We start from the raw sequence: 24184 nt of genomic DNA on the forward strand, positions 1-24184 counted from the left end.
AGGCGATTACCGCATACAGGCTCAACAGGCAGGTAGGTGATGCTGTGTCGGCGCTTTCGCTGACCGGGCTTTGCTATCTGTTTTAGCGAACGGTGCGCTCTGCATGATCAGCGTGTTGCTTGGTACTTCGGTGAATCGACGCCAGCTGTCAGCGCGGCTTGCTTGAAGTGCATGACGGAATGAGGATGCGCGGATGGGGACCTATTTCGCAGCGATCGGGATGATCTGCGTCGTACTGGCTGCCTGGCTCGGCATCCGTCGATTGCATGTCGTGTGGTCGGGCGCAATGGCGTCCGGAACCGTCCGAGGCCATGAGACACGCGAGTCCGACGGTGCCGTTTTCCATTTGCCGGCGGTGTCCTTCACCGACGCGGCAGGACGGACGCATCGATTCACGTCCGCGGCATGCGGATGGGGCCGGCGCCTGCCGGTGGGCACGCGCGTCACCGTTCGTTACCTGCCGTCGAACCCGGCCATGGCCTATGTCGCCGGCTTCCTGTCCACGTGGGCCGCGGCGCTGGCGTTGTTGGTGCTTGGGGTTGCCGGTGTCGTCGCGGCTTGGCGGTACCGAGCGCGCTCCCGTTGCGGCTTGACTCCACTCGGCCTGTTCCGGCGTGTGCATTGAGGTAGGCGCGCGCTGGCAGCAAGCCTTGTCGCTGGCAGTGCCGCGGTGTCGAGCAAGGCAGCCTGGGCGTTGGCATGGCGGTTATGTTCGGCCAGCACGCCAGCCAGCGTCGATCAAACCATTGCGCGCGATGCGGGCAGCGGCCGGCGCTCCCTCGCTGCTACCCCCCGCTGTGCTCCACGGCGGCGAGGCGGGATGGGAGAGCAGCGTTGCCCGACGCGTCAGCCCGGCGTGCCGCTGCTGTGGAAGATCTCCCACAGGTGCCCATCCAGATCGGCGAAGCCGTGCTGGTACATGAAGCCGTAGTCCTTCGCCTCGCTGCTGATCTGCGCGCCGGCGGCGCGTGCCTTGTCGATCAGTGTGTCGACCTCGTCGCGACTGTCCACGGCGAGTGCGGTAATGGTTTCGGCCGCGCGGGCGGTATCGCACACCGGCTTGTGGCTGAAGCCCTGGAAGAACGGTTTGACCAGCAACATCGCGAAGATGTTCTCGCCCAGGATCAGGCAGGTGGCATTTTCGTCGGTGTAGACCGGATTGAACTGGAAGCCCAGCGCGGTAAAGAAGGCGACCGAGCGTGGCAGCGATTCGACCGGCAGGTTGACGAAGATTTGCGTGATCATTCGGTGGCGTCCTTGATATGAGGATCGATGGGCGGTTCTGCGTGAGACGGCTGACGATGGCTCGCACCGGCCCACTCAGGCCGGTGCGAGTGCTGCAGTTGTCTCAGTGCGCCGACGCCGCCGGGCGCCGCGCCGCAGCGCGTTCGGCGCGCTGTGCGCGCTTGCGGGCGCGACGCGCCTTCCAGCGTTCGCTCAGGCACGAGAAGATCACATACAGCGCCGGGGTGCTGAGCAGGGTCAGGCTCTGCGAGAACACCAGCCCGCCGATCATCGCGATACCCAGCGGGCGGCGCAGCTCGGAGCCTTCGCCCAGGCCGACCGCCAGCGGCACTGCCGCCAGGATCGCCACCATCGTGGTCATCATGATCGGGCGGAAGCGCACGATCGAGGCCTCGCGTGCGGCCGCGCGCGCGTCCATGCCATGCACGCGCTGCGCCACCAGCGCGAAGTCGATCATCATGATGGCGTTCTTCTTGACGATGCCGATCAGCAGCACCAGCGCGATCATCGAGATCACCGACAGCTCGGTGTTGGTGAGGAACAATGCCAGCAGCGCGCCGACACCGGCCGCCGGCAGCGTGGACAGGATGGTCACCGGATGGATCAGGCTCTCGTAGAGCATGCCCAGCACGATGTAGACGGTGAGCACGGCCGCCAGCAACAGCACGCCCATCGAGTTGGGGCTGAGCTGCACGTTGAAGCTGTCGTCGCCGCTGAGACGGATGCCGTCGGGCATGCGCAAGCCCTCCACGGTGGACTTGATGATCAGGTCCGCCTCGCCGGTACTCACGCCCGGGGCGAGGTTGTAGCTCAGATCCATCGTCGTGTACTGGTTTTCATGGATGATCTGCGGCGGCGCCAGGCCGGGGGTCTGGGTGGCGACCGCGGTGATCGGCACCATCTGCCCGGCGCGGTTGGGCACGAAGATCTGGTCCAGCGCCTTGGGCGTGGCGGTCTGCGAGGGCAGCGCATTGACCACCACGCTGTACTGGTTGAGATCCGAATAGATGGTGGAGATGGAGCGCTGGCCGAACGCGCCATACAGCGCGCCGTCGATCGCACCGACCGTGATCCCCAGGCGCGCGGCCTTGGCGCGGTCGATCACGATGTTCTGGCGCAGGCCGGCGGTATCCACATCGGTGCCGACATCGCGCAGGCGCGGGTTCTTCTTCAGCGCGGCCTGCAGTTTGGGCAGCCATTCCTGCAACTGTGCCAGGTCGTTGCCCTGCAGCGACACACGGTACTGCGCGCCCTGGCTGGTGCCACCGCCGCCGTCGCTGGGCAGGTCCTGGATGGCGCGCAGGCGCAGGTCCAGGTCCGGGTAGCGGTCGGCCTTGGCGCTCAGGCGCGCGACCACCTGCGCGGTGGTATCGCGGCGGCCTTCGTCGCGCTTCTTCAGCTCGATGTTGAACGACGCACTCGACCCCTGACGGCCGGAGCCCAGCCGTGCGCCGACGGTCTTCACCGCCGGGTCGGCCATCAGCATGTCGGTGATGCGGCGCTGGCGGCTGACCATGTCGGCGAACGATACCGTGGCGCTGGAATTGGCCCTTCCCCAGATCAGGCCGGTGTCCTGCGCGGGGAACGAGCCCTTCTTGACCGCACCGCCGAGAAAAATGGTGGCGGCGATCAACAGCAAGGGCGTCAGCGACAGCAACAATGCGTGGCGCAACGAAAAGTCCAGCGCCACGGTGTAAACGGCGAGCATGCGTTCGTGCATGCGGTCCAGCCAAGCGCCGAAACGGCCGGGCTTTTCCGGCTCGGTATGCGCCGACAGGAAGCGGCTGCACAGCGCCGGGGTCAAGGTCAGCGATACCAGCATCGACACCACGATCGCCGCCACCAGGGTCACGGTGAATTCGCGGAAGAACGCGCCGACCATGCCGCTGGCGAACAGCATCGGAATGAAGACCGCCACCAGCGACGCAGTGATCGAGACGATGGTGAAGCCGATCTCGCGCGCACCGGTCAGGGCCGCTTCCAGACGCGGCATGCCTTCGTCCAGATGCCGCATGACGTTTTCGATCACCACGATCGCATCGTCGACCACGAAGCCAATGGCGATCACCAGCGCCAGCAGGCTCAGGTTGTTCAAGGTGAAGCCCAGCACGTACATCACCAGCGCCGAGCCGGCCAGCGACAGCGGCACGGTGATTGCGGCGATCAGGGTCGGTGCCAGGCGACGCAGGAACAGCGCCATGGTCAGCACCACCATCGCCAGGCTGATCATCAGCGTGGCCTGCACCTCGTGCAGCGAGGCGCGAATGGTGGGCGTGCGATCGAAGTACGGCGTGAGCGTGGTGCCGGGCTGCAGATACGCGCGCAACTCGGGAATCTGCGCCTTGACCTGGTCCACGGTCTCGACGATGTTGGCGCCGGCGCGGGTGAAGGCATACATCACCACGGCCGGTTTGCCGTCGAACCAGGCCGCTTGATAGGCATCCTGCTGGCCGTCGTAGACGGTGGCCACATCGCCCAGCCGCACGATGCGCCCGTTGGATTGGGTGGAGATCGCCAGCTGCGCAAAATCCGCCGCCTTGGCCACCGAATCGTTGGCGATGATGGCCATGGTGGTGTTGCCGTCGGACAGGAATCCGGTCGGCGAGGTGACGTTGGCCGCGCGCACCGCGTTGCGCAGATCGTCCGGGGTCAGGCCCAGCGCGTTGAGCGCGCGCAGGTCCACGTCCACGCGCACCGCCGGCGTGGAGGCGCCGGCGATGTCCACCGAGCTGATCCCGGTGATCTGGCGCAGGCGCTGCGCCAGCAGCGAATCGGCGACGTTGTAGAGCTCATCGGCCGACTGGGTGTCCGAGGTCAAGGCGATGGCGATGACCGGGTCGTCGTTCGGATTGGCCTTGGAATAGATCGGCGTGCCGAGCCCGGAAGGCAGGTCCGATTGCGATGCGTTGATCGCGGTCTGGATGTCCTGCGCGGCCGAATCGATGTTGCGATTGCTCTGGAACACCAGCACCACCAGGCTGCTGCTCTCCGAGCTGGACGAGCGCATGCGGTCGATGCCGGGCAACTGGCCCAGGTGGCGTTCCAGCGGCGCGGTGACCGTGGAAGCCATGGTGCTGGCATCGGCACCGGACTGCGTGGCGTGCACGAAGATCACCGGGATCTGGATGTTCGGCAACGCCGCCACGCCCAGCCGCAGGTAGCACATCAGTCCGATCACGAACAAACCGATCGCCAGCAGCGAGGTGCCGATCGGGCGCTTGATGAAGGGCGCGGAGATGTTCATGGCTGCGGGGCCGGGAGTCGGGATTCGGGATTCGGGAATTGGGATTCGGGAATCGGGAATCGGTAAAGGCCAAAGCCAAAGCCAAAGCCAAAGCAGATGCCACTGGCGCAGGCGCGCCAGCTAAGCCGCGGGCCTGCGCGCCGATCTGCGATGCCGCTAGCGGTCCTCATGCCGGGCGCTCCGAGGTCGGCGCCGGGTTCAGGCCGTCACGGCGTGCCGCACGCTGCGCGCGCCAGGCACGCAGCCGCTCGCCGGCGCGTTCCATGTACAGGTAGATCACCGGGGTGGTGTACAGCGTCACCAGCTGCGACAGCAGCAGGCCGCCGACGATGGCGATGCCGAGCGGGCGCCGCAATTCCGAGCCGATGCCGGTGCCCAGCGCCAGCGGCAACGCGCCCAGCATCGCGGCGGCGGTGGTCATCATGATCGGGCGGAAGCGCAGCAGGCAGGCGCGGCGGATCGCTTCGTGCGCGTTGGCGCCTTCGCGGCGTGCGTCGATGGCGAAGTCGATCATCATGATCGCGTTCTTCTTGACGATGCCGATCAGCAGCACGATGCCGACGATGCCGTCCACCGACAGGCTGAGCCCGCACATCATCAACGCCAGCAACGCACCGACGCCGGCCGGCGGCAGCGTGGAGATGATCGTCAGCGGGTGGATGTAGCTTTCGTACAGCACGCCCAGCACGATGTAGATCACCACGATCGAGGCCAGCAACAGCCACACGATATCGGTCTGGCTGCCGGTGAATTCGGCGGCCTTGCCGACGAATTGCGCATGCACCTGGGTCGGGATCTTGAGGTCTTCGCGCGCCTTCTCGATCGCCGCCACTGCCTGCGACAACGAGTGTCCCGGCGCCAGATTGAACGAGATGGTCACCGCCGGCAGCTGCTGCTGGTGGCTCACCACCAACGGCGTGTTGGTGACCTTGGCTTCGGCCAGCGAGGCCAGCGGAATGATGCTGCCGGCGCCGACCACGATGCCGGTGTTCTGGTTGCCCACCCCGGTGGCGGTGGACGAGTTGGACGAGGTCACCTGGCCGAAGCTGGTGGCATTGGTGCCGGTCAGCGCGCCGCTGCCGTTGCTGGCCACCGCCAGCTGGTTCATCAGCGCGGTGCTGCTGCGGAATTCCGGCGCCACTTCCAGCACCACCCGGTACTGATTGAGCTCGGTGAAGATGGTGGAGATCTGGCGTTGGCCGAAGGCGTCGTACAGCGTGTCGTCGATGGTCTGCATCGGCACGCCGAGCATGCTGGCCTTGTCGCGGTCGATGCTCAGCTCCAGCGCACGCCCCTGGTTGGCCAGGTTGTTGTCCACATCGGCCAGCTCGGGCAGCTTGCGCATCGCCTCGGTCATGCGCCCGGCCCAGGTGGCCAGCTCGGTGCTGTCCACATCCGAGATCGAATACTGGTATTCGGTGGCCGCCACGCGGGTGTCCAGGGTGACGTCCTGGACCGGCTTGAGGAACAGCGCCACGCCCGGAATGCCGGCCACGGCTTTCTGCAACCGCGGCAATACCTCATCCAGGCCATCGCGGTCGCCGCGCGTCTTCAGCACGATCGACAACTGGCCCTGGTTGAGCGTCGGGTTCATGGTGCCGGCACCGATGAAGGCGGCCACGCCGGTCACCGCCGGGTCCTTCTTCAGCGCTGCTGCCACCGCCTGGGTGCGCTCTTCCATCTGCGGGAAGGCCACGTTCTGGTCGGCCTGCACCACGCCGGTGATCAGGCCGGTGTCCTGTTCGGGCAGCAGGCCCTTGGGGATCGCCACATACAGCACCACGGTCAGCGCCACCGCGCCGATCGCCACCGCCAGGGTCAGCGGCTGATGGGCAAGCACCCAGTCCAGGCTGCGCTCGTAGGTGCCCACCGTGCGTGTCCACAGATTGCGCTTGCCGGCCGCTGCTGCGCGTTCGTGCGCATCCTCGCCTTCGGGCAGTGCGTCGGGCTTGAGCAGGTAGGCGCACATCATCGGCGTCAGCGTCAGCGACACCAGCATCGAGATCACCACCGCGATCGACAGCACCCACGCAAACTCGTGGAACAGCCGCCCGGTCACGCCCGGCATCAGCAGCAGCGGCAGGAACACCGCCACCAGCGACACGGTCAGCGACAACACGGTGAAGCCGATCTGCTTGGCGCCGATTTCGGCCGCTTCCGGCCCACTCTTGCCCTGTTCGATGTAGCGCACGATGTTTTCGATCATCACGATCGCATCGTCGACCACGAACCCGGTCGCCACCACCAGCGCCATCAGCGACAGGTTGTCCAGCGACATGCCGGCGAACGCCATCACCCCGAAGGTACCGGCCAGCGACAACGGCACCGCCACCGAGGGAATGATGGTGGCCCACAGCCGGCGCAGGAACACGAAGATCACCGCCACCACCAGCGCGATGGTCAGCACCAGGGTGAACTTCACCTCGTGCACCGAGGCGCGGATGGTTTCGGTGCGGTCGGAGAACACCTCCAGATGCACGTCGGCAGGCAGCACCGCCTGCAGCTGCGGCAGGATGCTGCGGATCTGCTCCACCGTCTGCACGATGTTGGCGCCGGGCTGGCGGCGGATTTCCAGCAGCACCGCCGGCTTGCCATCCGCCCAGGCGGCGAGCTGGTCGTTTTCCACCCCGTCCACCACGTTGGCCACATCGGCCAGGCGCACCGGGCGGCCGTTGGCGAAGCTGATGATGGTCTCGCGGTACTGCGCCGCGTCGGTGAGCTGGTCGTTGGTGCCGATGCTGTAGGACTGGGTCTTGCCGTTGAGCGACCCCTTGGGCGCGCTGACATTGGTCTGGGTCAGCGCGCTGCGCAGCGACTCCATGGTCAGGCCCATGTTCGACAGCTGCGCCGGGTTGACCTGGATGCGCACGGCCGGGCGCACGTTGCCGGCGATCGACACCAGACCCACGCCCGGCACCTGCGACAGGCGCTGGGCCAGGATCGCATCGGCGTAGCGGTTGACCTCGCGCAGCGGCAGCGAGTCGGAGGTGAGCTTGAGCGTGAGGATCGCCGCATCGGCTGGATTGACCCGGTTGTAGACCGGCTGGTACGGCAGCGACGAGGGCAGGGTGGCCTGGCGGATCGCCGCCTGCACGTCCTGCGACGCGATGTCGATGTCGCGGTCCATCGAGAACTGCAGAATGATGGTCGACAGGCCGGCCGACGAGTCGGAGGTCATCATCTGCAGGCCGGAGATCTGCCCGAACTGGCGCTCCAGCGGCGTGGTCACCAGCGAGGCCATGGTGGTCGCGTTGGCACCGGGGTACTGGGTGGTCACGACCAGGCTGGGCGCGTCGATTTCCGGCAGCGCCGACACCGGCAATTGCCGGTAGCCCAGGATGCCCAGCAGCAGGACGCCCGCCATCAACAACGAGGTGGCGATGGGGCGGCGGATGAAGATGGTCGAAAAGCCCACGGGGGGAATCCTTGCTGAAGACGTCAATCGGTGCCGGCGCGCAGGGCGCCGACGCGCACTGGCGGCGGGATGTCCCGCCGCCAGTGGTCAGGCATTAGCGCGGGCCGCCGCCGCGACGGCCACCGCCGCCGCCGCCCTTCTGCTTGTCCTGCGCTGCCTTGAGCTCGGCCTCGGTGGGCTCGGGCGGGGTTTCGCCCGGCTTGAGCGCGCTGACCTTGCTGCCCGGCTTGAGCCGGAACTGGCCTTCGGTAACCACGCGCTCGCCGGGCTTGAGGCCCTTGGTGACCTGCACATGGCTATCGTCCACCTCCACGCCCTGCACCACGGTGCGCATCTGCGCGGTGTTGTCGTTGCCCACCACGTAGACGTAGTCGCCGTCCGGGCCACGCTGCACGGCCTGGGTCGGCACCACGGTGCCGCCGGCGATGGTGCGCAGCTGCAGCCGCACGTTGACGAACTGCCCCGGCCACAAGGCGTTGTCGGTGTTGTCGAAGATCGCGCGGGCGCCAAAGGTGCCGCTGTCGGCGGCGATGCGGTTGTCGATCACATCCAGCTTGCCGTCGCCGCTGATCACATGCGCATCGCCGCGATCCAGTGCCGCCACGCCCAGCGGCGCCGCCGCCTGGCCGCTGCGCACGGCCTGCAGCTCGCGTTCGGGCAGGTTGAAGGACACGTAGATCGGGCGGATCTGGGTCAGGGTGACGATGGTCGAGCTGGCGCTGACGATGTTGCCCACGTCCACCCCGCGGATGCCGGCGATGCCGTCGATCGGCGCGGTGACGCGGGTGAACTGCAATTGCACCTGCGCCGAGCGCATCTGCGCATCGTTGGCCGACACCGCCGCCTCGTACTGCGCCACCTGGTTACGCTGGGTATCCAGGTCTGTGCGTGAGACATACTGCTTGTAGGCCGGGTCATTGGAGCGCTGATAGTTCACCCGCGAGGTCGCCAGCAGCGCCTGGTTCTGGCGCTTGGCCGCCAGCGCCTGGTCGTAGCTGGCTTGCAGCGTGCGCGGGTCGATCTGCGCCAGCAGCTCGCCCTTCTTCACTTCCTGGCCTTCCTTGAAATTCAGGCTCATCAGCTGGCCGCCGACCTGCGGGCTGACCGTGACCGTATTGAGCGCGGTGACCGTGCCCAGCGCACTGGCATAGACCGGTACGTCCTGGGTGGTGGCAGCCACGACCGTGACCGGCACCGGGCCGCTGTTTTCGGTGCCATTGCCGTCCGGTGCATCCGCCCGCTTGCCGTGATTGCCCCCGCCCATCATCCGCATTGCGACAAACACCACGACGAGCACCGCTACGACCAGCAGTGTGATCTTCCAAAAACGCGACATGCGACAACTCCTGAGGGCGGGCCGGGCGCCTGGGGCGACCGTGGGGCGGCTATGCGAAGCATATCGTCGTGCCTGACGGATTGAACGTTACTGAAGTAACGGGCCGTCGGACGCGACATCTGCGCCATTCATGGGCGCAGTGCAGCGGCAACGTATCACTGCGACGGCGGTTGACCGCCGGACTGAATCGGGCCCCACCGCAACCCGCCAGCTGCGCGGGTGCACTACATTAAGCAACCATCTTTAGAGGATTCTCGATGCGCCACTCCCGCCTGCTGACCAGCGCGTTACTGCTCGCCCTGCCCACGCTCGCTGCCGCCCAGGCCACGCCCCGGCCGGAAGTGCAGGCCGCTGCCGCGCCGTTGCAGCCCAAGGTGGTGCAGTGGCGCCGCGACTTCCACCAGCATCCGGAACTGTCCAACCGCGAGGAGCGCACCGCCGCCACGGTGGCCGCGCAGCTGCGCAAGCTCGGCCTCAAGCCGCGCACGGGCATTGCCCATCACGGCGTGGTGGCCATCATCAAGGGCGGCAAGCCCGGTCCGAAGATCGCCCTGCGTGCGGACATGGACGCGCTGCCTGTCACCGAACAGACCGGCCTGCCGTTCGCCTCCAAGGCCACTGCCGAGTACCGCGGCGAGCAGGTCGGGGTGATGCACGCCTGCGGCCACGATGCCCACACCGCCATCCTGCTCGGCGTGGCCGAGGCATTGGTCGGCATGCGCGAGCAGCTGCCCGGCGAGGTGATGCTGATCTTCCAGCCCTCCGAAGAAGGTGCACCCGGCAACGAAGAAGGCGGCGCGTCGCTGATGCTCAAGGAAGGCCTGTTTGCCGACTTCAAGCCGCAGGCGGTGTTCGGCCTGCATGTGTTCTCCAGCGTGCAGGCCGGCAAGATCGCGGTGCGCAGCGGCCCGCTGATGGCAGCGTCGGATCGCTTTGCGATCAAGATGATCGGGCGCCAGACCCATGGCTCGGCGCCGTGGAACGGCATCGACCCGATCGTGGCCAGTGCCGACATGATCGGTGCCGCGCAGACCGTGATCAGCCGCCGCGCCAACCTGTCCAAGCAACCGGCGGTGTTGAGCTTCGGCGCGATCAAGGGCGGCATCCGCTACAACATCATCCCCGACGACGTGGAAATGGTCGGCACCATCCGCACCTTCGACGAAACCATGCGCCAGCAGATCTTTGCCGATCTCAAGAACGTGGCCGAACACACTGCCGCCGCGCATGGCGCCAAGGTCCAGGCGCAGGTGCCGGATCAGCCCGGCAATCCGGCCACCGTCAACGACCCTGCATTGACTGCGAAGATGCTGCCCAGCCTGCAGGCCGTGGTGGGCGCCGACAATGTCTACGAGCCGCCGTTGCAGATGGGCGCCGAAGACTTTTCGTTCTACGCCCAGCAGGTGCCGTCGATGTTCTTCTTCGTCGGCTCCACCGCCAAGGGCATCGACCCGGCCACCGCGCCCAGCAATCACTCGCCGCAGTTCCTGCTCGACGAATCGTCGCTGGATGTGGGCTTGCGCGCGTTGTTGCAGGTGTCGCTGGATTACCTGCATCAGGGCGAGGCTGGCTGATTCGGGAATCGGGAATTGGAAATCGGGAATTGGGAATTGGGAATCGTGTGTAGTTGCGCTGTTCCGCTGAGCGTTGGTGATCGTATGGGGCGGCGGGCCGCTTGACGGCCCCCTGCTTCTGTCGCCAGCTCGCTCCAGCGTCCGCCATATAGCTCACGGCCAGTCGGCTCGGCCTAAAATGGCGCGATGAATACCCCAGAAGAGTCCACCCTCGGCCGTGAGGTTGCCTATCCCAGCGGCTACGACCCCTCGCTGCTGTTTCCGATTCCGCGCGCGGCCGGGCGCGAGGCGATCGGCCTGACCGGCGCCTTGCCCTTCATCGGGCGCGACCGCTGGCACGCCTACGAGCTGAGCTGGCTCGATGCACAGGGCAAGCCGTGCGTGGCCACGGCCACCTTGCATGTGCCCTGCGAGTCGCCGTCGTTGATCGAATCCAAGTCGCTCAAGCTGTATCTCAACTCGCTCAATGCCACGCGCTTCAACAGTGCCGAAGCAGTGCGCACGCGCATCGCCACCGACCTGTCCACGCGCGCCGGCGCCGATGTGGCGGTGGAATTCGGCCTGCCGCCGATCGATGCGGTGGGCGAGGGCGAATCGATCGACGCGCTGGATGTCAGCATCGACGACTACGGCCCGCCCAATGCCGCGTACCTGTCGGCGCACGCACAACCCGTCGTGGAAGAAGTGCTGACCTCGGCATTGCTCAAATCCAATTGCCCGGTCACCGGTCAGCCGGATTGGGCCAGCGTCACGTTGCGTTATCGCGGCGCGCCGATCGATCGCGAGGGTCTGCTGCGTTATCTGGTGAGCTTCCGCGACCACGCCGAGTTTCATGAGCAATGCGTGGAGCGCATTTTCAGTGACGTGCTTCTCCGCTGCGCGCCCGAGTGGCTGGTGGTCGAAGCGCGCTATACCCGGCGTGGCGGGCTGGATATCAATCCGCTGCGCAGCTCCCCCAGCGTGCCCACCCCGCTGTCGATCTTTCGCGACCTGCGCCAGTAAGTCGTCGTATGGAAGTATCGCGCCAGCTTCACGGCGGCGCGATCCATGCTTAACAGCGCTGCACGCACCCTGCAACCTTCGTGATGCACGAAGGAACGCAGCAATGAGTGCCGATAAAAAGCCAGATTTCTCCAATGTGAGCGCATCGGTGGAGACTACCGCCGACGTGACGCCCGCTGCGGATTTTTCCAACGTGCGCACCGGTGTGCAGAGCACCGCAGAACTGGTCGAGGAATCGGTCACTGTGCAGGCAGGCGACAGCCTGTCCAGCATCGCCAAACGTCATCTGGGTGATGGCGCACTGTGGCCGCGCATTTTCGAAGCCAACCGCGAAACGCTCAAGGACCCGGACAAGATCTTTCCGGGTCAGGTGCTGCGTTTGCCGCATAAAGCCTAGCTGCGGGCGAGTCATTATCTTGCAAGGCTCGTGGCGCACCGCGTGGGGACCTTGCAGGACACCTCAGAAACAATGCCCTTTTGGATAGTCGGAGATTGATCCATGCGTACCAAATCCGTTTCAAGCACGCTCGTGATTGCGCTTGCCGGCGTACTCGCTCTGTCCGGTTGCAAGAAGGACGAAGACGCCAGCGTGTCGAAAGACCCTACCTCCGGCGCTGCCACTGAGGCGATGCCAGGCCCGGCCGCCACGCCGCCGGCCAGCGATCAGGCTGGCCAGAGCACTGCGACCGGCGCGGCCAGCACCGACACCGCTGCGGCGACGGGTTCTGCCGTCAGCGTGTCCAGCGTCGCCGTCGGGACCCGTGCCGCCGTCGACAAGACAGTGACCCCGTCCGCCACCATCGGCAGCAAGGACACCATCATCGTGTCGGTCAAGACCGAGGGCAGTGCGAGCAATGTGTCGGTGTCGGCCAAGCTCACCTATCAGGATGGTCAGGTTGCCGGCGAGCAGAACGCCACGCTGACCACCACTGGCGCAGAAACCACCAACCTGAGCTTCAGCAAGCCCGACGGCTGGCCTGCCGGGACCTACACCGCGCAGGCCATGGTCGACGGTAAGCCTGCGGGCAGTCCACAGACCATTACGGTCAAGTAGCTGGCGTAGGCGGTCGCCATCGGTAGCGACGACGCCTCGTCCTGGCATCGTCCCATCTGCAATTGGTGACGTCTGCTTGCATCACGTTGCAGATAAGGCGCGACCACGTGGTTGCGCCTTTTTGCTGTGCGTCGATTCGGCAATGGATTCGTTACAGCTGCATCCATGTCGATTGGCCGTGTGGCGGGATGAAGCGTCCGCCTGTGGTCGCTTTACCCGGGCGCGGCTCAGACGCGACAATGCCGTGCTGATCCAATGCCGCGTCCATCGCGCTGGCCAATCGGCGTGCCGCCAGCGACCCCCGTCGCGCACGCCAACGTCAACGTTGCTGGGCATCGGCGCTCCTCCCGACCACAAGAGCCATCGCACCTCATGTCGAAGACACCGAAGATCCTCTACACGCTCACCGACGAAGCTCCCTTCCTGGCCACGCAGTCGCTGCTGCCGATCATCGATGCCTACACCGATACCGCCGGGATCGTGGTCGAAACGCGCGACATCTCGCTCGCCGGTCGCATCCTTGCGCTGTTTCCCGAAAGCCTGAGCGAGGAGCAGAAGATCGCCGACGACCTCGCCGAACTGGGCGAGCTGGCCACCACGCCGGAAGCCAACATCATCAAGCTGCCCAACATCAGCGCCTCGGTACCGCAGCTCAAGGCCGCGATCAAGGAGCTGCAGGGACAGGGCTATGCATTGCCGGCGTATCCGGACGAGCCCAAGGATGCCGCCGAAAAAGACATCAAGGCGCGCTACGACAAGGTCAAGGGCAGCGCGGTCAACCCGGTGCTGCGCGAAGGCAACTCCGATCGCCGTGCGCCGCTGTCGGTGAAGAATTACGCGCGCAAGCATCCGCATCGCATGGGCAAGTGGAGCAGCGATTCCAAGTCGCACGTGGCGCACATGGACGCCGGCGATTTCTTCGGTAGCGAGCAGTCCACCACGCTGGCCGACGCCGGTACGCTGAAGATCGAATTCGTCGGTGCCGATGGCAGTAGCAACGTGCTCAAGGACAAGGTCGCGGTGAAGGCCGGCGAGATCGTCGACGCTGCCGTGCTGAGCAAGCGCGCACTGGCCAGCTTCATCGACGCGCAAATCGCCGATGCCAAGGCCAACGGCGTGCTGTTTTCGGTGCACCTGAAAGCCACCATGATGAAGGTCTCCGACCCGGTGCTGTTCGGTGTGGTGGTCGGGGAGTTCTACAAGGACACGCTGAGCAAGCACGCCGAGGCATTGAAGTCGGTGGGCTTTGACCCGAATAACGGGATCGGCGACCTTTACGCCCGCATCGGCTCGTTGCCGGAAGCGCAGCAGGCGCAGATCAAGGCCGATATCCAGGCCGAGTACGCGCAGCGTCCGGGCCTGGCGATGGTCAATTCGGACAAGGGCATCACCAGCCTGCATGTGCCCAGCGACGTGATCGTCGACGCCTCGATGCCGGCGATGATCCGCGACTCCGGCCAGATGTGGAATGCCGACGGCAAGCTGCAGGACACCAAGGCAGTGATTCCGGACCGTTGCTATGCCGGCGTCTATCAAGCGGTGATCGACGACTGCCGCACGCATGGCGCCTTCGACCCGGCCACCATGGGCTCGGTGCCCAACGTCGGCCTGATGGCGCAGAAGGCCGAAGAATACGGCTCGCACGACAAGACCTTCCAGCTGTCGGCGGCCGGTACCGTCAAGGTCACCGATGCCAACGGCAAGACGGTGTTCGAGCACGCGGTGGAAGCCGGCGACCTGTGGCGCATGTGCCAGGTCAAGGACGCGCCGATCCAGGACTGGGTCAAGCTGGCGGTCGAGCGCGCGCGTCTGAGCGATACCCCTGCCGTGTTCTGGCTGGACAAGGCACGCGCGCATGACGCGCAGGTGATCGCCAAGGTCGAGAAATACCTGAAGGATCACGACACCGGCGGTCTGGATATCCGCATCCTGCCGCCGGTGGAGGCCACCACCTTCTCGCTGGAGCGCATCCGCAAGGGCCAGGACACCATCTCGGTCACCGGCAACGTACTGCGCGACTACCTCACCGACCTGTTCCCGATCATGGAGCTGGGCACCAGCGCCAAGATGCTTTCCATCGTGCCGCTGATGGCCGGCGGCGGCCTGTTCGAAACCGGTGCCGGCGGCTCGGCGCCCAAGCACGTGCAGCAGTTCGTCGAAGAGAACTGCCTGCGCTGGGATTCGCTCGGCGAATTCCTGGCACTGGCCGCGTCGCTGGAGCATCTGGGCAACCGCTACAACAACCCGTCGGCCACGGTGCTGGCCAAGGCGCTGGACGTGGCCAATGGCCAGTTCCTGGACAACAACAAGTCGCCGGCGCGCAAGGTCGGTGAACTCGACAACCGCGGCAGCCATTTCTATCTGGCGATGTACTGGGCGCAGGCCCTGGCCGCGCAGACCGAGGACACCGCCCTGCAGGCCAAGTTCGCACCGCTGGCCAAGGCGCTGACCGAGAACGAAGCCACCATCGTGGCCGAGCTCAACGGTGCGCAGGGCAAGCCGGTGGAGATCGGTGGCTACTACCACCCGGACCTGGCCAAGGTCAGCGAGGCGATGCGCCCGAGCAAGACCTTCAATGACGTGCTGGCCACGCTGAAGGCCTGATCCCGCGCACCGCGTGCCGGTGCGTCCAGTCGGTACGATCGTCAGGGCCCGCCTCGCCAACAGGCGGGCCTTGTCGTTTCAGCGAAAGGGCGACAGTGCGGTCATCGCCTGCACCAAGTGGCGCGCACGCCGCGCCATGCGTTTCTCGGCGCGCCGTCGAGGTGCAGCCTTGCTCGCTTCCGTCCCGCTTTGCGCAGTTTCGGCCGGCTCGGGTGTGGCGTCCGTCGCCACATCCGCCGCCATCTCGGGTTCTGCCAACTGCCTTGCAAGCGCCACATCGGCAATGTGTCCGTGCTGGAACAGCAGCTCGGTAAAGATGCGCATGATCCTGCTCCCACTTGAGTGGAAGCCACAGTAGGCGCAGGCTTGGCCATGCAAAAGCGAGGCTTTTGCAAGTCTGTGTTGAATTCCATTCAAGGGTGAGCCATGTCGCGTCCGCCGCTTCACGCATTGCAGGGCTTCGTCAGTGCGGTGCGTCTGGGCAATCTTTCGCGCGCTGCCGCGTCGATGCATCTGACCGTCAGTGCACTCAGTCACCAGGTACGTGCACTCGAACAACGCCTGGGCTATCGGTTGCTGCAGCGGCACGCGCGCGGCGTCAGCGCCACGCCGCGGGGGCAGCAATTGCTCGAGCGCATCGCCCCGCATCTGGATGCGATCGCAGACGCATTCCAGCCGTTCGCTGCACGCCGCGAGGACATGCTTACCCTGAGCATTACGCCGTCGATGGCCTCGGCGTGGCTGGTGCCGCGCCTGAGCGATTTTCTGGCAGCCCATCCCACCATCGAGATCAATCTGTTTTCCAGCGAGCGATTGGTGGACTTCGAGCGCCAGCCGCAGGTGGATGCGGCCATGCGCATCGGTGCCGGACAGTGGCCGGGCGTGATCGCCGAACCGTTGTTCGACGAATGGCTGGTGCCGATGGCGAGCCCGGCGCTGATCGCACGCATGGGCGGCATCGATGCGCAGCCGCTGCAGCGATGGCCGCTGCTGGGTGACCCGGATGGCGACTGGCCGCGCTGGTTCGCGACCTTCGGGGGCGAGCCGCCGCGACGGTATGCCGCGGTGCTCGACGAATCCGAATCCCATCACCGTGCCGCGCTGGATGGCGTCGGGGTTGCGATGGGGCGGGTGACCCGCGCGCGCCTGTTGCTGGCATCCGGCCAGCTGGTGGCGCTGTCGGCGCAACGGCTCAAGACCACCTGGTCGCATTACCTGGTCTACCCGCAGCGTTCGGCCACGCACACCGGTTTTCTTGCGTTTCGCCAATGGCTCAAGGCACAGGCGCGCGAACATGCCGAGCACGCCCGGCAGGCGATGGCCGCACCGTCTGCCGTGCTGCCGCCCGCCACGTATCGCCGCAAGCGCGCAAGGACACTGTCGCCATGAACCAGCTGCCGTTACCGCCCCAATCCGAACGCCGCGCGCTGGCGATCGCCCAAGCCGTGTACGAAGCGTTCGAGGATTACCACGCGCGGTTTTCCGAGATCACCGCGCGCGCCAAGCAACGCTTCGAAATGCGCGACTGGAGCGGCGCGCGCGACGATGCCGTCGCACGTATCGCGCTCTACGATCAGTACATCAGCGAATGCATGCTGCGCCTGCGTGCCGTGCTGCTGGGGCAGGCGCACGATCGCGCGCTGTGGATGCGCGCACGCAGTCATTACGCCGCGTTGCTGGCCGGGTTGATCGATCAGGAGTTGTACAAGACCTTCTACAACACGCTGACGCGGCGTTACTTCGGCACCCACGGCGTGGATGCCGATATCGAGTTCATCGCGCTGGATATCGAACCCACCGACGCCATCACCGTGCCGGTGGCGCGGCATACCTACGCCGTGTCGCCAGGTCGGCTGACCGACATGCTGGTGCGCGTGCTGGGCGATTACGCATTCGCGGTGCCGTATGCGCACCGCACCCGCTGCGCGGCGGCCATTGCGGTACGTCTGCTCGACGACCTGGCGCATTGGGGCGAGCACCCGGTGCGCAGCGTCGAATTGCTGGAGACGGTGTTCTATCGCGAACGTCGCGCCTATCTGGTCGGGCGCGTGTTCGGCGAGCACCGGTTTTCGCCGTGCGTCATCGCATTGATCAACGACGATACCGGCTTGCGCGCCGAAGCGGTGTTGACCAAGCGCAGCGATGTCGCGCAACTGTTCAGCAATTCGCGCAGTTATTTTCAAGCCGACCTGTCGACGGTGGGCGATGCGGTGGTATTCCTGCGCAGCCTGCTGACCCACAAGCCAGTCGATGAGCTGTACACCATGCTCGGCCGCGCCAAGCAGGGCAAGACCGAACGCTATCGCACGTTTTTCAGCCATTTCCAGGCGCAGCCGTCCGAGCAGCTGGTGCATGCCGATGGCACGCCAGGCATGGTCATGGTGGTGTTTACGCTGCCCAGCTATCCGCTGGTGTTCAAGCTCATTCGCGACCGTTTCGCCTACCCCAAGACCATGAGCCGCGCGCAGGTGGAGGGCAAATACGAACTGGTGTTCCAGCTGGATCGCATCGGCCGGTTGCTCGACGCGCAGCCGTATCGTTTCCTGCGCTTTTCCAAATCGCGCTTTTCGCCGGCGCTGCTGCAGGAACTGCAGACCAGCTGCGCGATGAGCCTGAGCGAGGATGGCGAGGATGTCTTGATCGCGCTGTGCTACGTGCAACGGCGCCTGCGTCCGCTCAACTTGTACCTGCGCGAACAACTGCCCGAGGCCGCGCATGCGGCCGCGCTGGACTATGGCCAGGCGATCAAGGACATGGCGCGCAACAACATCTTTCCCGGCGACATGCTGCTGAAGAACTTCGGGATCACCCGGCATCAGCGTGCGGTGTTCTACGACTACGACGAGTTGTGCCTGATCACCGAATGCACCTTTCGCGACTGGCCCACGCCCACCACCTACGAAGAACAGATGGCCGCCGAACCCTGGTTCCATGTCGGCCCACGCGACGTCTTCCCCGAGCGCTTCGCACTGTTCATGGGCCTGCCGTCCTCGCAACTGGAAGCGGTCAAGCACATCCATCCGGAACTGTTCGACCCGCAGTGGTGGCGCGACCTGCAGGCAAGGCTGCGCGAGGACGATTATCCGGACACGCCGCCCTACGCAGAATCGCGCCGGCTTGCCTAGACCGTTCCGTTTGCAGCGGCAGGCTGGTAAAACGTGCGACAACCGATGGAGTACGGCAATGCAGTGGAAGCAACGTGGAGCTCTGGGCATCCTCTTCTCGCTGGCAGCGATGGGCGTTGCGCACGCCAAGCCGGACGCTGCGCGTCTGCAGATCGAGGCGAGCATGAATGTCACCGGCGCGTTGACGCTGACGCCAGACGGCACCGTGACAGCGGTGGCGCTTGCCGACGAGGAGCGTTTGCCTGTCGCTGTTCGCGAGCGGATCAAGCATTCGGTGGCGGCGTGGCGGTTCGATCCGGTCAAGGACGACGGCAATGCCTTGCCCGCGCAGCTGCCGATGAGCTTGCTGCTGGTCGCCAAGCCCGCCGACGACAATCGGTACCAGGTATCGATCCGTAGCGCGCATTTCGGCGGTCAGGCCGAGCAAGGGGATGGCGCACAGGCCAAGGACATGGCGCCGCCGCCCTATCCGGTCAATGCCTTCAGGGGCGGGGCGACCGGCGTGGTCTACCTGTTGCTCAAGATCGGACGCGACGGCAAGGTGGAGGATGTGGTTGCCGAACAGGTCAACCTCACCGCACTGGTTCCCGAGTCCAAGCGTGCACGCTGGCGCAAGGAATTTGCCGATGCCTCGATGGCCAAGGCGCGCAGCTGGACGTTTATCCCGCCCATGGCCGGGCCCGAGCGCAATGCGCCGTTCTGGGAGATGCGCGTGCCGGTGACATTCGACATCGCCGCGTCCGAGAAGGACCTGGATGCCAAGCAGAAAAAATGGCAGTCGTATCTACCGGGTCCGCGCCAGGGCGCGTCGTGGCGAGCGCAGGACGAGACGACTGCAGCGACCGACAGCCCGGACGCACTGCCAGGCTCGGGATTGTTTTCCGTACGCGGCGAAGGCGTGCGCCTGATCACGCCGCTGCAGGAAGGCTGAGGGTCCGTCGTGAGTTCTCCTGGCGAAGTCGGATCGCTGTAGCCGGTGTCGCGGATCCGTTTTGCCGGGATGTGAACCATTCGACGGCCACCTGCACGAGGAGCAGCCACAGGGCCGTCGATCGTAACGATCACACCAGCGCGATCACGCACGAAGAACCAGGCGCTTGGCCCGACGCACATGCGGCCCACAAAAGAGCCCCGCAATGCGGGGCTTTTTTGTGGTGCTGACGTAAACCGACCTCAGCGCTTCATCGAACTGAAGAACTCGTCGTTGGACTTGGTGGTCTTCATCTTGTCCAGCAGGAATTCCATCGCTGCGATTTCGTCCATCGGGTGCAGCAGCTTGCGCAGGATCCAGATCTTCTGCAGCAGCTCCGGCTCGATCAACAGATCTTCGCGACGCGTGCCCGAGCGGTTGATGTCGATCGCAGGATAAACGCGCTTTTCGGTGATGCGACGGTTCAAGTGCACTTCGCTGTTGCCGGTGCCCTTGAACTCTTCGTAGATCACCTCGTCCATCTTGCTGCCGGTCTCGACCAGCGCGGTGGCGATGATGGTCAGCGAGCCGCCTTCCTCCACGTTACGCGCCGCGCCGAAGAAGCGCTTCGGACGGTGCAGGGCGTTGGCGTCCACACCACCGGTGAGCACCTTGCCGGAGCTGGGCACCACGTTGTTGTAGGCGCGTGCCAGGCGGGTGATCGAGTCGAGCAGGATCACCACGTCCTTCTTGTGCTCGACCAGGCGCTTGGCCCGTTCGATCACCATCTCGGCGACCTGCACGTGGCGCGCGGCCGGCTCGTCGAAGGTGGAGGAGATGACCTCGCCGCGCACGGTGCGCTGCATTTCGGTCACTTCTTCCGGGCGCTCGTCGATCAGCAGCACGATCATGTGCACTTCGGGATGATTGGTGGTGATGGCCGTGGCCACCTGCTGCATCATCATCGTCTTACCGGCCTTGGGCGGGGAGACGATCAGCGCGCGCTGACCCTTGCCCTGCGGCGCCATCAGATCCAGGATGCGGCCGGTGATGTCCTCGGTGGACCCATCGCCACGTTCCAGACGGAACCGGCGCCGCGGGAACAGCGGGGTCAGGTTCTCGAACAGCACCTTGTTCTTGCTGGCTTCCAGCGGCTCACCGTTGATGGTGTCCACGATCGACAGCGCGAAATAGCGTTCGCCGTCCTTGGGGAAGCGGATGCGGCCGGACAAATGGTCGCCGGTGCGCAGGTTGAAGCGGCGGATCTGGCTGGGCGAGATATAGGTATCGTCCGGGCCGGCCAGGTAGCTGGCTTCGGCCGCACGCAGGAAACCGAAGCCGTCGGGCAGGATTTCCAGCACGCCGTCGGCGGCAACGCCTTCGCCGTGACGGGTCAGCACCTTGAGCAGGGCGAAGATCACGTCCTGCTTGCGTGCGCGCGCCACGCCTTCCTGGATGTTGAGCTGATCGGCGATGTCCAGCAGCTTCTGCGCGGGCATCCGCTTGAGATCGCTCAGCGAGTAGACCGGGAAGCCTTCCGGCACGGCCGGATGCGGACGCGCGATAAACGGCTCGTTGCTGCCATCGGAGGACGGCATGCCGCCGCCTTCGTTACCGAACCGATCGCGCGGACCGCGGTCGCGGCGGTTGCGGAACCGGTCGCGGCGATTGCCCTGCTGGTTCTGCCCCTGGCCTTGCTGGTTCTGGCCGGCGTTCTGGCCCTGGCCCTGCTGCTGGCCCTGGCCCTGGTTTTGTCCCTGGCCCTGGCTTTGGCTTTGCGCCTGATTCTGGTTCTGCTGTTGCTGCGCCTGATTGAAGCGCTGCTGCTGCGACTGGCCGCCTTCGCGGGGCTCGCCGTGACTGTCGCCGCCCTGGCTGGAGCCAGAGGCGTTGCCTGCGCCTGGGCCATCGCCGGACGTCTGCGCCGGTGCCGAGTCGGCAGCGTGCGACGGTGCCTGCGGGGCGCGTGGAGCGTCGGGTGCGGGGCTGGCGGGCAAGGGCAGGTTGGGCTGCTGGGCGCCGGCATCGTCATGGGCGACGGCGGTCTTGCTCACGCGCGGCTTGCGCGCGCGCTTCTCGACGGGAGCGTCGACGCTGCTCCCGGTATCGGAGGAAGGATGATCGGACAAGTGCGTGATTCCTCGCTAAGGTGCGAGCGCCCGGCTGGGGGGCGAACTATTGGTAGATGGGAGTCTAGAAGAGGTTTCTAGAGGGGTACGGCGGCGCACGAACGTGTGCCGGACCAACTGACACTATCACCGCAGCGCGCAACCGCGCAAGCGTCGGCCATGGCAGGGTTTAACTGCCGGCGAACCGCCGGGCGCCCATCGCTGGACGCCCATTCACTCAGGCAGCGGCGCCGCCCAGGGTCTTGTCGATCATCTGGGTCAGCTGGCCCTTGCCGACCGCCCCGATCTGGCTCGCCTGCACCTGCCCGTCCTTGAACAGCAACAGCATCGGGATCGAGCGCACGTGGTACTTGATGGCCAGGGCGCGGTTCTGGTCCACATTGACCTTGGCAACCTTGAGCCTGCCCTGGTATGTATCGGCCAGATCGTCCAGCACCGGTGCGATCATCTTGCACGGGCCACACCACTCTGCCCAGAAATCCACCAGAACCGGTTCGCCGGATTGCAGTACTGCGGTATCGAAGTCGGCATCGCCGACATGTTGAACCTTGTCGCTCACGTTGGGTCTCCTGGAAACCAAACGGCCCACCCGATCGGGCAGGCCGCCACATTGCGTTAAACTGGGGCATTGCGCGACTGAATCAAGTGTCAGTCCTGAAGCCGCGCTGTCCGCCACAAGAGCCGCAGTTTGCGACGCTGTCGGCATCGATGCAAGCCGCGCCCGGGCTGCCCAGGGCGCCTCACGAAGACGGAATAATGAGCGACAAACCGCTGACCGATTTGACTTTTTCCTCGTTCGACCTGCATCCGGCGTTGGTTGCCGGGCTGGAGAGCGCCGGGTTTACCCGCTGTACCCCGATCCAGGCGCTGACCCTGCCGGTCGCGTTGCCGGGCGGCGATGTCGCCGGCCAGGCCCAGACCGGCACCGGCAAGACGCTGGCGTTCCTGGTGGCGGTGATGAACCGCCTGCTGATCCGCCCGGCCCTGGCCGACCGCAAGCCGGAGGATCCGCGCGCGCTGATCCTGGCGCCCACCCGCGAGCTGGCGATCCAGATCCACAAGGACGCGGTCAAGTTCGGCGCCGACCTGGGCCTGCGCTTTGCGCTGGTCTATGGCGGGGTGGACTACGACAAGCAGCGCGAGCTGCTGCAGCAGGGCGTGGACGTGATCATTGCCACCCCCGGGCGGCTGATCGACTACGTCAAGCAGCACAAGGTGGTCTCGCTGCATGCCTGCGAGATCTGCGTGCTGGACGAAGCCGATCGCATGTTCGACCTGGGCTTCATCAAGGACATCCGCTTCCTGCTGCGGCGCATGCCCGAGCGCGGCACCCGCCAGACGCTGCTGTTCTCGGCCACGCTGAGCCACCGCGTGCTGGAGCTCGCCTACGAGCATATGAACGAGCCGGAAAAGCTGGTGGTCGAAACCGAGACCATCACCGCCGCGCGCGTGCGCCAGCGCATCTACTTCCCGTCCGATGAAGAGAAGCAGACGCTGCTGCTGGGCCTGCTGTCGCGCAGCGAAGGCGCGCGCACCATGGTGTTCGTCAACACCAAGGCGTTCGTCGAGCGCGTGGCGCGCACCCTGGAGCGCCACGGTTACCGGGTCGGTGTGCTGTCCGGCGACGTGCCGCAGAAAAAGCGCGAGTCGCTGCTCAACCGCTTCCAGAAGGGCCAGCTCGAAATCCTGGTCGCCACCGATGTGGCCGCGCGCGGCCTGCATATCGACGGGGTCAAGTACGTCTACAACTACGACCTGCCGTTCGACGCCGAAGATTACGTGCACCGCATCGGCCGCACCGCGCGCCTGGGCGAAGAGGGCGATGCGATCAGCTTCGCCTGCGAGCGCTACGCGATGAGCCTGCCGGACATCGAGGCCTACATCGAGCAGAAGATCCCGGTCGAGCCGGTGACCACCGAACTGCTGACCCCGCTGCCGCGCACGCCGCGGACGCTCGTGGAAGGCGAAGAGGCCGACGACGACGCTGGCGACAGCGTGGGCACGATCTTCCGCGAAGCGCGCGAGCAGCGTGCGGCCGAAGAGCAGCGCCGTGGTGGTGGTCGCAGCGGTCCGGGCGGCGCATCGCGCAGCGGCAGTGGCGGCGGTCGTCGCGACGGCGGCAGTGCCGACGGCAAGCCGCGTCCGCGTCGCAAGCCGCGTGTGGAAGGCGAGACGGCCGCAGCGCCGGCCGCCGCTGCCGTGCCCGCAGTGGCGGCGGCAGCGGAACAGGCGCCATCGACGAGCGTCGCCGATGGCGAGCGCACACCGCGCAAGCGCCGCCGCCGTCGCAACGGCCGTCCGGTCGACGGCGCCGAGCCGGTCGCGTCCACGCCGGTGCCCGCACCTGCCGCGCCGCGCAAGCCGACCCAGGTGGTCGCCAAGCCGGTGCGTGCCGCCGCCAAGCCGGGCGGCAGCCCGTCGTTGCTGAGCCGGATCGGCCGCCGTCTGCGTTCGCTGGTCTCGGGCAACTGACCGCTGGCGGCATCAATCGCATCGCCGGTCTTCGGCGATGCGACGCAAGCGCTGGCGCTCCGGCATAATCGCTG

Annotated in this window: 17 protein-coding genes; 10 read left to right on the forward strand and 7 right to left on the reverse strand. The window is 65.9% G+C overall.

Going from position 1 to position 24184, the window contains the following annotated elements; genetic code table 11:
* Positions 1 to 193: 193 nt before the first annotated feature.
* On the forward strand, positions 194 to 625 hold the full coding sequence (locus Y887_RS18280; RefSeq protein ID WP_052764990.1) for a DUF3592 domain-containing protein: 432 nt from the start codon (positions 194 to 196) through the stop codon (positions 623 to 625).
* Positions 626 to 846: 221 nt separating this feature from the next.
* Here the strand turns inward: Y887_RS18280 and Y887_RS10475 are convergent, their stop codons facing one another.
* The 4 genes from Y887_RS10475 to Y887_RS10490 all read right to left on the reverse strand — a co-directional run bounded on the left by Y887_RS10475 (position 847) and on the right by Y887_RS10490 (position 9240).
* On the reverse strand, positions 847 to 1245 hold the full coding sequence (locus tag Y887_RS10475) for a VOC family protein (protein WP_046964272.1): 399 nt from the start codon (positions 1243 to 1245) through the stop codon (positions 847 to 849).
* A 103-nt stretch (positions 1246 to 1348) separates the two neighbouring features.
* Positions 1349 to 4489, reverse strand: coding sequence for an efflux RND transporter permease subunit (locus Y887_RS10480; RefSeq protein ID WP_046964273.1), 3141 nt, complete (start codon positions 4487 to 4489; stop codon positions 1349 to 1351).
* A 166-nt stretch (positions 4490 to 4655) separates the two neighbouring features.
* Complete coding sequence (locus tag Y887_RS10485) at positions 4656 to 7904, reverse strand: efflux RND transporter permease subunit (RefSeq protein WP_046964274.1); 3249 nt, start codon at positions 7902 to 7904, stop codon at positions 4656 to 4658.
* A 94-nt stretch (positions 7905 to 7998) separates the two neighbouring features.
* The gene (locus Y887_RS10490) at positions 7999 to 9240 is read right to left on the reverse strand and encodes an efflux RND transporter periplasmic adaptor subunit (RefSeq protein WP_046964275.1); all 1242 of its coding nucleotides are present in this window, start codon (positions 9238 to 9240) and stop codon (positions 7999 to 8001) included.
* A 257-nt stretch (positions 9241 to 9497) separates the two neighbouring features.
* On the opposite strand from Y887_RS10490, the gene Y887_RS10495 reads away from it, so the two are divergent.
* The 5 genes from Y887_RS10495 (at position 9498) to Y887_RS10515 (ending at position 15474) form a co-directional block, all read left to right on the forward strand.
* On the forward strand, positions 9498 to 10814 hold the full coding sequence (locus Y887_RS10495) for a M20 family metallopeptidase (protein WP_046964276.1): 1317 nt from the start codon (positions 9498 to 9500) through the stop codon (positions 10812 to 10814).
* A gap of 186 nt (positions 10815 to 11000) precedes the next feature.
* A complete protein-coding gene (gene queF / locus Y887_RS10500; RefSeq protein WP_046964277.1) occupies positions 11001 to 11816 on the forward strand; it encodes an NADPH-dependent 7-cyano-7-deazaguanine reductase QueF in 816 nt (271 codons plus the stop codon).
* 103 nt (positions 11817 to 11919) lie between these two features.
* Complete coding sequence (locus Y887_RS10505) at positions 11920 to 12213, forward strand: LysM peptidoglycan-binding domain-containing protein (protein WP_046964278.1); 294 nt, start codon at positions 11920 to 11922, stop codon at positions 12211 to 12213.
* Positions 12214 to 12315: 102 nt separating this feature from the next.
* On the forward strand, positions 12316 to 12870 hold the full coding sequence (locus Y887_RS10510; RefSeq protein WP_046964279.1) for a hypothetical protein: 555 nt from the start codon (positions 12316 to 12318) through the stop codon (positions 12868 to 12870).
* Between the two features lie 372 nt (positions 12871 to 13242).
* On the forward strand, positions 13243 to 15474 hold the full coding sequence (locus tag Y887_RS10515) for an NADP-dependent isocitrate dehydrogenase (protein WP_046964280.1): 2232 nt from the start codon (positions 13243 to 13245) through the stop codon (positions 15472 to 15474).
* A gap of 78 nt (positions 15475 to 15552) precedes the next feature.
* On the opposite strand, the gene Y887_RS10520 is transcribed toward Y887_RS10515, so the two are convergent.
* Positions 15553 to 15798, reverse strand: a complete 246-nt coding sequence (locus Y887_RS10520; protein ID WP_046964281.1) for a hypothetical protein — start codon at positions 15796 to 15798, stop codon at positions 15553 to 15555.
* 102 nt (positions 15799 to 15900) lie between these two features.
* On the opposite strand from Y887_RS10520, the gene Y887_RS10525 reads away from it, so the two are divergent.
* The 3 genes from Y887_RS10525 to Y887_RS10535 are packed head-to-tail and all read left to right on the forward strand — an operon-like array spanning position 15901 to position 19530.
* Positions 15901 to 16863: a LysR substrate-binding domain-containing protein gene (locus tag Y887_RS10525; protein ID WP_046964282.1), complete on the forward strand. Its 963-nt coding sequence runs from the start codon at positions 15901 to 15903 to the stop codon at positions 16861 to 16863.
* Positions 16860 to 18599 (forward strand): bifunctional isocitrate dehydrogenase kinase/phosphatase, encoded by a 1740-nt coding sequence (gene aceK / locus Y887_RS10530; RefSeq protein WP_046964283.1) that lies wholly within the window; start codon positions 16860 to 16862, stop codon positions 18597 to 18599. Before Y887_RS10525 ends, aceK begins: the two co-directional genes overlap by 4 nt.
* Positions 18600 to 18657: 58 nt before the next feature.
* On the forward strand, positions 18658 to 19530 hold the full coding sequence (locus tag Y887_RS10535) for an energy transducer TonB (protein WP_046964284.1): 873 nt from the start codon (positions 18658 to 18660) through the stop codon (positions 19528 to 19530).
* Positions 19531 to 19772: 242 nt separating this feature from the next.
* Here Y887_RS10535 and rho read toward each other — a convergent pair whose 3' ends face one another.
* Both rho and trxA read right to left on the reverse strand, forming a co-directional pair.
* The gene (gene rho, locus Y887_RS10540) at positions 19773 to 21638 is read right to left on the reverse strand and encodes a transcription termination factor Rho (protein WP_046964285.1); all 1866 of its coding nucleotides are present in this window, start codon (positions 21636 to 21638) and stop codon (positions 19773 to 19775) included.
* A 217-nt stretch (positions 21639 to 21855) separates the two neighbouring features.
* Positions 21856 to 22197, reverse strand: a complete 342-nt coding sequence (trxA, locus tag Y887_RS10545; protein ID WP_046964286.1) for a thioredoxin TrxA — start codon at positions 22195 to 22197, stop codon at positions 21856 to 21858.
* Between the two features lie 197 nt (positions 22198 to 22394).
* On the opposite strand from trxA, the gene rhlB reads away from it, so the two are divergent.
* Positions 22395 to 24110, forward strand: coding sequence for an ATP-dependent RNA helicase RhlB (rhlB, locus tag Y887_RS10550; protein WP_046964287.1), 1716 nt, complete (start codon positions 22395 to 22397; stop codon positions 24108 to 24110).
* Positions 24111 to 24184 lie beyond the last annotated feature (74 nt).

The sequence above is a fragment of the Xanthomonas pisi DSM 18956 genome (genome assembly GCF_001010415.1).
Lineage (GTDB): Bacteria > Pseudomonadota > Gammaproteobacteria > Xanthomonadales > Xanthomonadaceae > Xanthomonas > Xanthomonas pisi.

What these genes read in the sequence shown, in the direction of transcription:
- Y887_RS18280 (WP_052764990.1), top strand. Translation starts at nt 194, where the DNA reads ATGGGGACCTATTTCGCAGCGATCGGGATGATCTGCGTCGTACTGGCT.
- Y887_RS10475 (WP_046964272.1), bottom strand. Translation starts at nt 1,245, where the DNA reads ATGATCACGCAAATCTTCGTCAACCTGCCGGTCGAATCGCTGCCACGC.
- Y887_RS10480 (WP_046964273.1), bottom strand. Translation starts at nt 4,489, where the DNA reads ATGAACATCTCCGCGCCCTTCATCAAGCGCCCGATCGGCACCTCGCTG.
- Y887_RS10490 (WP_046964275.1), bottom strand. Translation starts at nt 9,240, where the DNA reads ATGTCGCGTTTTTGGAAGATCACACTGCTGGTCGTAGCGGTGCTCGTC.
- Y887_RS10495 (WP_046964276.1), top strand. Translation starts at nt 9,498, where the DNA reads ATGCGCCACTCCCGCCTGCTGACCAGCGCGTTACTGCTCGCCCTGCCC.
- queF (WP_046964277.1), top strand. Translation starts at nt 11,001, where the DNA reads ATGAATACCCCAGAAGAGTCCACCCTCGGCCGTGAGGTTGCCTATCCC.
- Y887_RS10505 (WP_046964278.1), top strand. Translation starts at nt 11,920, where the DNA reads ATGAGTGCCGATAAAAAGCCAGATTTCTCCAATGTGAGCGCATCGGTG.
- Y887_RS10510 (WP_046964279.1), top strand. Translation starts at nt 12,316, where the DNA reads ATGCGTACCAAATCCGTTTCAAGCACGCTCGTGATTGCGCTTGCCGGC.
- Y887_RS10515 (WP_046964280.1), top strand. Translation starts at nt 13,243, where the DNA reads ATGTCGAAGACACCGAAGATCCTCTACACGCTCACCGACGAAGCTCCC.
- Y887_RS10520 (WP_046964281.1), bottom strand. Translation starts at nt 15,798, where the DNA reads ATGCGCATCTTTACCGAGCTGCTGTTCCAGCACGGACACATTGCCGAT.
- Y887_RS10525 (WP_046964282.1), top strand. Translation starts at nt 15,901, where the DNA reads ATGTCGCGTCCGCCGCTTCACGCATTGCAGGGCTTCGTCAGTGCGGTG.
- aceK (WP_046964283.1), top strand. Translation starts at nt 16,860, where the DNA reads ATGAACCAGCTGCCGTTACCGCCCCAATCCGAACGCCGCGCGCTGGCG.
- Y887_RS10535 (WP_046964284.1), top strand. Translation starts at nt 18,658, where the DNA reads ATGCAGTGGAAGCAACGTGGAGCTCTGGGCATCCTCTTCTCGCTGGCA.
- rhlB (WP_046964287.1), top strand. Translation starts at nt 22,395, where the DNA reads ATGAGCGACAAACCGCTGACCGATTTGACTTTTTCCTCGTTCGACCTG.